This window comes from Mesorhizobium sp. M0894 (assembly GCF_040319725.1).
In the GTDB taxonomy this organism is placed as follows: domain Bacteria; phylum Pseudomonadota; class Alphaproteobacteria; order Rhizobiales; family Rhizobiaceae; genus Mesorhizobium.
In genome coordinates this window covers 177,692-185,874 of sequence record NZ_JAMYOG010000012.1, presented here as the reverse complement: position 1 = coordinate 185,874, position 8,183 = coordinate 177,692, and the positions used below count along the sequence as shown (strand labels likewise).

Here is an 8,183-nt window from a genome sequence, read left to right as displayed (position 1 = left end):
GCCCAGGGGGGTGACCGCGGGGCGTCCCTTTGTGCCCCCGGCCCCGGGCGGGGGGCGCTTCCACAACTTAAGGGTTTCCGCGTCCCCCCCCCGGGCCGGGGGTTCTGCCCCCGCCCCCCCACTTCCTGTTGCCGGACTCCAGCTTAGCAAGGGGGGAATTGCCGTCATGGATCCCACCATCAAAGTCGTGCGATGCTCCGAGCCCGGCAGACTGGTGTTTGAGGAGCAGCAGGCACCAGACGCTCCGCCCGAAGGCTGGGCACTGGTCAATGTCGCCTTTGTCGGGATATGCGAAACCGACTACCACATCTTCGAGGGCAGGCATCCTTATCTCGCCTATCTGCGCATCATGGGCCATGAGGTTTCGGGAACAATCGCGGCAATCAACGCGCCCGTGGACCTGTCGGTCGGAGAGCAAATCCTCGTCAATCCCTTTCTTGCCTGCGGACATTGTGCCGCCTGCCGCCAGGGCAAGCCTAACTGCTGCATGTCGATCGAGGTGCTTGGCGTGCACCGTGACGGTGCCATGAGTGAGCAGATTCTCGTGCCGGCGCAAAACTTGATTCCAGCGGCCGGCCTGTCACTGGTGGAGGCGGCCACGGTCGAGTTTCTGGCCATCGGTGCCCACGCAGTCCGCAGATGCATGGCGGGGCCGGGCATTCGCACCTTGGTTATCGGCGCCGGGCCGATCGGCCTCGGCACGGCGCTTTTTGCGCGAATCGCGCAACAGAACGTGACCGTCATGGACGTCGATACCGAGCGGCTGACCTTCGATCATCGAAACGATAGCGGCGCGAACTGCGGGAGCAGGTTTCGACGTCGTCTTCGACGCAACGGGAAACAGCCGTTCGATGCAGTCTGCCTTGCCTATGTTGCTCATGGCGGCGTCATGGTGATGGTCAGCGTCGTGCCGGACGACATAACTTTCTCCGATCCAGAGTTCCACAAACGGGAAATGATGCTGATCGGCAGTCGCAACGCGACTCGTAGCGATTTCCAGCACGTCATTGCCTCGATCCGCGCTGGAAAAATACCAATCGACCAGCTTGTCACCCACCGCACCACCCTGCGCGACAGCCCACGCGACATCGCAATCTGGGCGCAGCAGAAGTCCGGTCTGATCAAGGCCGTTATCGACGTAGGATCTGGCTGACTTCAGCAACACGATCAAGACATGTCATCGCAGCCCTGGTGCTGCATTGTGGGAGGGCGAGTTGCTCGGTGACGCCACGCTAAGCGTCGCGCTTGACACGGTATTCCGTGCGGTTTTCCTCAGATAACAATTGTCCCTGCCGAACTGGCTTGGCGTTTCGCTGATTACCGCGGGCGCAGTTTTCGTCGCATAAAGGTTGAAGCCGCGGAGCGACGATCTTTCCGGCAAAACGTGTTCCACGCAAATCCGCCGGGTATTCGCACCGCTTGAGTGTCCGACGTAGCTAGTCCACATCATGCGTGATGTTTGATGCGCGTCAGGAGAGTGATATGAGAACCACACTGGCGATTGATGACGACGTCCTGGTCGCGGCCAGGGCCATGGCCCGGCAGCAGGGTCGTAGCCTCGGCGAGGTCATTAGCGATCTCGCCCGGCGCTCGCTGCGCCGGCCTCAAGCTGGCGGCGAGCGCAACGGGATTCCTCTTCTGTCGCCTCGGCCGCATGCACCTCCTGTCACGCTTGAGACGGTCAACGCCTTGCGAAACGAACTGCCTTGACCTTCCTGCTCGGTGTCAATGTGCTGATCGCACTGATCGATCCTGGTCACGTCGCCTATGGCGACGCGCATGGCTGGTTCGAAGAGACGGGCAACGCGGCATGGGCTACTTGTCCGATCACCGAAAACGGCGTCCTGCGCATCGTCGGGAACCAAAGATATCCTAATTCTCCCGGCTCGCCCGCCATCGTTGCGCAAATCGTTACCAAGTTGCGGGCTCTGCACGGGCACAGCTTCTGGCCCGACGATGTGAGCCTGGTTGGCTCCGGCGACATCGATGCAGCGAAAATCCTGACTTCGGCACAGGTCACGGATACGTACCTTCTCGCGCTCGCCAAGGCGCGAGGCGGCCAACTTGCCAGCTTTGACCGCAAGCTGTCAGCGGCGCCCGTGAAGGGCGGGAAGTCTGCACTGCACCTAATTCACACAAGGTAGACCGCCGGGCTCTTCGGTGCAGTCTGCCTTTCGATCTTCTTGGCTTTGAATTGAGGCTTGCGCAACTTGTCGCGCTCAGCGCACTCCAGTGGATCGCGAGCGGCTATCTGGCCATAGTTTGCGGGGCATTCATCTTCTCCCTTGAGCGTCCGCGCTTGGACAGTTCGGCCTTGCCGCAATTGCCCTTTCAGCTGAATCGACTAGCGCGAAACGTTGCAAGCATGGGATGCGGATTGCCTGAGGCGATTTCTTTGGCAAGCAATTCGCCGACGATCAATCCAAGCGTGGCGCCGCTGTGGCTAAAGGCGACGTGAAGCCCGGCGACGGTCTCGACGGAGCCAAGCACTGGCTCGCCGTCGCCCGGGATGGGCTTCGGGCCAACTGCATAGGTAGCGAGTTGGAGCCGCCGATTGCCCTCGAGCACCGCACTAGCCTCGTCGAGCAGTCCTTTGACGGTCTTGTCGTGCACGGTGTAAGTTCCATCAGAGTTGACCACGACTTCTTCCTCCGACCACGCCGAATCCAAAACAAGTTCGCCATCCGGCGTCGGGCGCACCGCCACGCGCGGCGTATTCAGCACGGCACGGAGCTCGGTCTTGATCGGCTTGGTTTTCAAGAGGAGTGAAATCGGCGTGGCGTCGGGGACACGAACTCCGATCTCCGCAAGCATGGCAGGCGTCGCTGGCCCAACGGCAAGGACCACTGCATCCGCCTTTAACGGCACACCGTCGGCAGTGACGACGCCACGCGCGCGACCACCTGTGGCATCTATCCGCACGCGTCCGGCGTTCTGGACGAGCTTGCCGCCGCGGGAGCGGAACTCATTGAGCAGCAGATCGATCAGGCAGGGCAGGTCAACCCATCCTTCGCCAGGATTGAAGATGGCACCCTGCGGGGTGATTGCGCTGGCGTTGACACCGGGCGTCACTGCGCCGACTTCGGCAGGGCCGAGCAGAAGCGCGTCATAACCAATATCCTGCTCCAGCTGGCAGATGGAGGCGATCTGGTTCGTCCCATCATCCGCATCCCAGGTGAGGCCGCCGTCAAAGCGAAGCCACGACGCCGTTTCCGGCCTTGTGGCCGCCAGGGTCCGATAACGGTCGATGCCCGCAAGCCTCAAGCGGTGGTAAGCAGTGTCAGCACGTCGCGCTGAGTTCAGCCAGGAAAGTGAACGGCCGGATGCACCGTTGGCCGGCGCGCCGTCGTTGACAATGGTTACATCAAAGCCAAGACGAGCGAGGTGCAGCGCGGAAGAGATGCCGAAGATGCCAGCGCCGATGACGACGACTTGGCGCGGTTTTGGGGATGCAGTCATAGAAAAATCCTTCTACGCAGAAGCCGGGCTGGGAGTTGTTGGATGGCTGCAGAGCGCGGCGGAACTAGTAGTCCGTGAGCTTCTTCATGTAGCGCCGGCCCTCGAGCATCGGCTGGCCGCGCAGACCAGCCAGCGTATAGGCAAAACGCCATAGAGTGTCGAAGAAGACCAAGGGCACGAGATAGGGTTTGATGTGTTCGGACATACCGCTGAGGTCGAGTTCCGCTCCATCGAGCACCAGGATGTTTTCCCGGCTGCCGTGCTTGAAAAGGAAATCGCGAGCGCGTTCCGTAAGGTGCCTCGTCTCGTCCAAACCCATCAAGACCACGAAGCAAGTATCCCGGTCCACCACCTCGAACGGGCCGTGAAAGAACTCGTTGGCGTGTATGGCTTGCGAGTCGTACCACTGCATCTCCATCAACACGCAGATGGCGTAGGAATACGCCGCACCGTAGCTTGCACCGCTGGCCAGTGTGTAGATCGCTTTGCGCGGCGCGAAACGGGGTACGAAGGCCTTAAACCGGTCGGCATAGGTCCGGTGCGCACGTTCGATCGCCGGCTGAAGATGGCTCAGGCTCATCAGCAGATCGGCGGTCAGCCCGGCATCCTCCCGAGCATCGATTAGGCCGGCGAGCAACATGTAGAGCACGCCGTAGTTGCTGCGGGCTGCATCGATCGGTTTGCCCGTCGTGTAGGAGGCCTGGTAGGCGACTGCGTGGTCGACCGCCTGCGCGAGGGGCGATATCTGGTCGAGCGTCATGCCGATTGTCGTCGCGCCTTGATCCTTTGCATGATTGGCCGCTCGCACGGTCTCCTGGGTGGTGCCTGTCTGCGAGCAAAGGACGACGAGCGCGTCAGGTCCCAACCGTCGCGGATCTCGGCAGACGAACTCATCCGCGTTGTAGATATCGCAGGCGAATGTGCCGCTGTGACGGTCGACAAAGTATTTGCCTGCCATCATGATCGAGAGCGAGCCGCCGCACGCCACGAGGAATAGATGCGAAAACTGCCTGCCCGCCGTAGCGGCCAGGGCGCGTTCAACGTCGGCGGGGAGGGCGAAAATCATTAGGTTCCTCTTCTCGTTGACAGAGCTTGGGCCGGCGCACAATTGACAATGGCGGGCCATTGTGCGAACGTTATCACACCCTTTAAACTGAAAGTCCTGCGATGGTCAAGATTGCCGCGATGGGCGACAACGTGGTCGATTGTTATCTCGCTCGCGGCGAGATGTATCCTGGCGGAAATTGCCTCAATGTCTCGGTGTATGTCAGCCGCTTCGGCGGGCAGTCGGCCTATGTTGGGGCGATCGGCAAAGACCGGGCAGGGGACTTGATCCACGCCGCACTCAAGTCCGACCGCGTGGACATCACCCGATTGCGGCGCCTTGAAGGGCCGACCGCCTACTGCCTCATAGGTCACCGCAACGCCGATCGGATTTTCCTGGACTTCGATCTCGGAGTTTCGGTGTTCACGCCGACGCAAGAAGATCTGGATTTTCTCTCGGGTTTTCAGGCCGTCCACATCGGCCAGTCCAGCGGTTTGGACCCGTGGGTTGCCGCTGTATCAAGTAAGTCACTGTTGTCTTATGATTTTTCCACCCGCCGGGAACCGGGACACCGACGCGAGATTGGGCCCTATTGCTATCTGGCTTGTGTCTCGGGTGACGGTCTCGACGACAAGGAATTGGCCGCAATCGCAGCCGAATTGCTCGCATTTGGTTCAAGGTGGGTTCTTGTGACTCGCGGTCGGGCCGGCGCGGTGCTTCACGGCGACACCGTCTCTTACCGAACCCCGGCGCGGTTGGTCGAACCCGTCGACACCCTGGGCGCGGGCGACACCTTCATCGCAAGAACGCTATTCGGCCTGCTTAAGAAAGAGGCGCCTCAGGACATTCTTAGCCAAGCCGCGGAGGCGGCGGCTGCTACCTGCCGGTACTACGGGGCGATCGGCTATGCGGCAGCAATTGATCTAGGAAAGATCACGCCGGAGGTCCTCCGCGGAGCTCGGCGCATTCAAGACGAGAGAACCGTCTAGTTGGGGAATTCAACTGAGCAATTGACGCGAGAAATGGACAATGCTAGTCAAAGTGATAACGTTCTCATTCATCTAACCAACGCCATGAAAGAGCGTTTTGATGGATGGGTCGTCGAGTGGGACCGCAGGCCGACTTCGGCCAATCGTAAGAGGAGAAGACATGCAAACGAATTCGAGCAGGCGCCAATTTGTGAAATCCGGTCTGGCGCTGACGATCGCGCTGGTGACAGGACTTGGCACGTTGGCCGCATCAACGCAGGCAAAAGCGGCCGACAACCCCTACAACCTCATCGACCCGACGGTGATCAGCGTCGGAACCATGGGCGATGCGAAACCCTATGTCTTCACCGACGCCAACGGCAACTTCACCGGTTTCGACGCTGAACTCTTCCGCGACGTAGCGCGCCGGCTCGGGTTCAAGGAGGAGCAGGTCGTTTTCACCGGTCAGGAATTCTCGGCCCTGCTGCCCTCTGTCGCCAACGGTCGCTTCGACGTCGCTGTCGCCGCCATTGGCACGACCGCGGAGCGCAAGAAGACCGTGGATTTTGGCGACGGCTATCTCGCTGGCTACCTGTCGATCATTTCGCCTGATCCGGCTCTGACGAGCAATGAGAGCACCGCCGGAAAGCGCATTGGCGTGATCCAGGGGACGTTGCAGGAAATCTATGCCGAGAAGAATCTGAAGGGCGACATCGTCAAATTCCCGGACAACAACACTGCCGTGGCGGCGCTGAACAACGGGACGATCGATGGGCATTTCACTGACTATGAGTCGGCCAAGCAGTATGTGGAGCGCTATAAGAACCTGAAGATAACAATGAACGTGCCGTCCTTCGATGCGCCAGCCGGTTTCGTGGTCAAGAAGGGCAACGACGCCTTCCGAGAAGCGCTCAACAAGGCATTGCGAGAGGCCATGGACGATGGCACCTGGAAACGGCTTCACGAGAAATGGTTCCCGGGTACCCCGATGCCGGATCAATATCTGCCAAAGAAGTAAATTCGCGCGTATTCGTTAGCGTTTCCGGCCGGGCCCGTGAGCAACGGTGCCCGGCCGAGTTATAGATGGACTTGATATGAGCTGGTTCGACAACTTCGCCCGCAGCTTTCTTGATTTCCAGGCGATGGCAGAAGTTCTGCCGAACATGGTGATGGTCGGCCTCAAGAACACCCTGATCCTGGCCCTTGCCTCGACGTTTTTCGGGACGCTGATCGGTATCGTACTCGCCGTGATGGGGATTTCCGAGAACCGGCCGCTGAAACTCCTTGCCCGAGTCTACACCGATATCTTCCGCGGGCTTCCTGCCATCGTCACAATCCTAATCATTGGCCAAGGCTTCGCGCGATTGGGCCGAGATCTGTTCGGTCCATCGCCTTATCCGCTGGGCATTCTGGCGCTCAGCCTGATCGCCGGCGCCTATATCGGGGAGATTTTCCGCGCCGGCATTCAGAGCGTCGAGCGTGGTCAGATCGACGCCACCCGCACTCTCGGCATGACCTATGGCCAAGGCATGCGCTTGGTGGTGATCCCGCAAGGCATCCGCCGCGTCCTGCCCGCACTGGTCAACCAGTTCATCGGCAACGTAAAGGACTCCAGCCTGGTCTATTTCCTTGGTCTGCTCGCCTCCGAACGCGAACTGTTCCGCGTCGGCCAGGACCAAGCCGTGCTGACCGGCAACTTGTCGCCGCTGTTGCTGGCCGGCGTGTTCTATCTCGTGATCACGGTGCCGCTAACCCACCTCGTCAATTACATCGACGCGCGCATGCGCGTCGGCAAACGTATCACCGCTGTGCAAAGTGGCCTCAAGGAAGTCGCCGAGCTTGCCGAAGCGGGCGTGCCGGGCACAGCGACGTTGCCTGCAGCAGAGCCCACACGCTTCAAGGGTGGCGGTATTGAGGTCAAGAATATCGACATGGCCTATGGCGCCGTCCAGGTCCTCCATGACGTCAGTCTGAAAGTGGAGCCGGGGACCGTCACCTGCCTCATCGGTCCATCCGGCTCGGGCAAGTCGACCTTGCTGCGTTGCCTCAACCGCCTCGTAGAGTGTCGAGCCGGTGACATTCTGCTCGATGGCGAAAGCATCTACAAACAGACCCCTGACCAACTCCGGCGGCGCGTCGGCATGGTTTTCCAGCAGTTCAATCTGTTCCCCGACCGCAGCGCGCTCGCCAACATCACCTTGGCGCTTCGCAAAGTTAAACGCATGTCGCGCGAGGAGGCTGAGGGCGCGGCCTTGGCGAGGCTGAATGAAGTCGGACTGCTGGAGCGTAAGGACCATCGGCCGGCCAATCTCTCGGGCGGGCAACAGCAGCGGGTGGCCATCGCGCGCGCCCTGGCCCTCGAACCCGAGATTATGCTGTTCGACGAGGTCACCAGCGCGCTCGATCCGGAATTGGTCAAAGGCGTCCTGAACTTGATGGCCGATCTCGGTCGGGGCGGGATGACGATGGTGGTCGTAACACACGAGATGAATTTCGCCCGCAAGGTCGCGAACCAGGTCGTATTCATGGACGAGGGGCGAATTGTCGAGGCAGGCCGACCAGAGGACCTATTTGATAACCCGCAAAGCCCGCGTCTTGGGCGCTTTTTGTCCGAGGTGCTGTGATTGCAATGGTGTGCGCAACGGCGGCTGTTCCGGTGTTCGGCCTTGCGGGGCGGGCTTAACTGCCGCTAGGTCGCCGGCACAACGCGC

At 60.5% G+C, this 8,183-nt stretch carries 7 protein-coding genes and 1 pseudogene; 6 read left to right on the top strand and 2 right to left on the bottom strand.

The genetic code is table 11. The features are described 5' to 3' along the window. The first annotated feature begins 178 nt into the window (after positions 1-178). The 3 genes and pseudogenes from NKH91_RS22645 to NKH91_RS22635 all read left to right on the top strand — a co-directional run bounded on the left by NKH91_RS22645 (position 179) and on the right by NKH91_RS22635 (position 2,144). Positions 179-1,153: pseudogene (locus NKH91_RS22645) on the top strand (zinc-binding alcohol dehydrogenase family protein). Between the two features lie 329 nt (positions 1,154-1,482). Further along, positions 1,483-1,710 (top strand): ribbon-helix-helix domain-containing protein, encoded by a 228-nt coding sequence (locus tag NKH91_RS22640; RefSeq protein WP_023718512.1) that lies wholly within the window; start codon positions 1,483-1,485, stop codon positions 1,708-1,710. Further along, complete coding sequence (locus tag NKH91_RS22635) at positions 1,707-2,144, top strand: TA system VapC family ribonuclease toxin (protein WP_352483673.1); 438 nt, start codon at positions 1,707-1,709, stop codon at positions 2,142-2,144. Before NKH91_RS22640 ends, NKH91_RS22635 begins: the two co-directional genes overlap by 4 nt. A gap of 187 nt (positions 2,145-2,331) precedes the next feature. Here the strand turns inward: NKH91_RS22635 and NKH91_RS22630 are convergent, their stop codons facing one another. Beyond that, a complete protein-coding gene (locus tag NKH91_RS22630; RefSeq protein WP_352483672.1) occupies positions 2,332-3,459 on the bottom strand; it encodes an NAD(P)/FAD-dependent oxidoreductase in 1,128 nt (375 codons plus the stop codon). Positions 3,460-3,523: 64 nt separating this feature from the next. Continuing rightward, positions 3,524-4,525: an SIS domain-containing protein gene (locus NKH91_RS22625; protein ID WP_023718509.1), complete on the bottom strand. Its 1,002-nt coding sequence runs from the start codon at positions 4,523-4,525 to the stop codon at positions 3,524-3,526. A 101-nt stretch (positions 4,526-4,626) separates the two neighbouring features. On the opposite strand from NKH91_RS22625, the gene NKH91_RS22620 reads away from it, so the two are divergent. The 3 genes from NKH91_RS22620 to NKH91_RS22610 all read left to right on the top strand — a co-directional run bounded on the left by NKH91_RS22620 (position 4,627) and on the right by NKH91_RS22610 (position 8,096). Beyond that, positions 4,627-5,493 (top strand): PfkB family carbohydrate kinase, encoded by an 867-nt coding sequence (locus NKH91_RS22620; RefSeq protein WP_023718508.1) that lies wholly within the window; start codon positions 4,627-4,629, stop codon positions 5,491-5,493. A gap of 160 nt (positions 5,494-5,653) precedes the next feature. Continuing rightward, positions 5,654-6,490 carry an ABC transporter substrate-binding protein gene (locus NKH91_RS22615; RefSeq protein ID WP_352483671.1) on the top strand — a complete coding sequence of 279 codons (837 nt, stop codon included), beginning with the start codon at positions 5,654-5,656 and terminating at the stop codon, positions 6,488-6,490. Between the two features lie 76 nt (positions 6,491-6,566). Continuing rightward, a complete protein-coding gene (locus NKH91_RS22610; protein WP_023718506.1) occupies positions 6,567-8,096 on the top strand; it encodes an amino acid ABC transporter permease/ATP-binding protein in 1,530 nt (509 codons plus the stop codon). The last annotated feature ends 87 nt before the right edge of the window (positions 8,097-8,183 follow it).

Coding starts and splice junctions, on each gene's coding strand:
- NKH91_RS22640 (WP_023718512.1), top strand. CDS start 1,483: ATGAGAACCACACTGGCGATTGATGACGACGTCCTGGTCGCGGCCAGG.
- NKH91_RS22630 (WP_352483672.1), bottom strand. CDS start 3,459: ATGACTGCATCCCCAAAACCGCGCCAAGTCGTCGTCATCGGCGCTGGC.
- NKH91_RS22625 (WP_023718509.1), bottom strand. CDS start 4,525: ATGATTTTCGCCCTCCCCGCCGACGTTGAACGCGCCCTGGCCGCTACG.
- NKH91_RS22620 (WP_023718508.1), top strand. CDS start 4,627: ATGGTCAAGATTGCCGCGATGGGCGACAACGTGGTCGATTGTTATCTC.
- NKH91_RS22615 (WP_352483671.1), top strand. CDS start 5,654: ATGCAAACGAATTCGAGCAGGCGCCAATTTGTGAAATCCGGTCTGGCG.
- NKH91_RS22610 (WP_023718506.1), top strand. CDS start 6,567: ATGAGCTGGTTCGACAACTTCGCCCGCAGCTTTCTTGATTTCCAGGCG.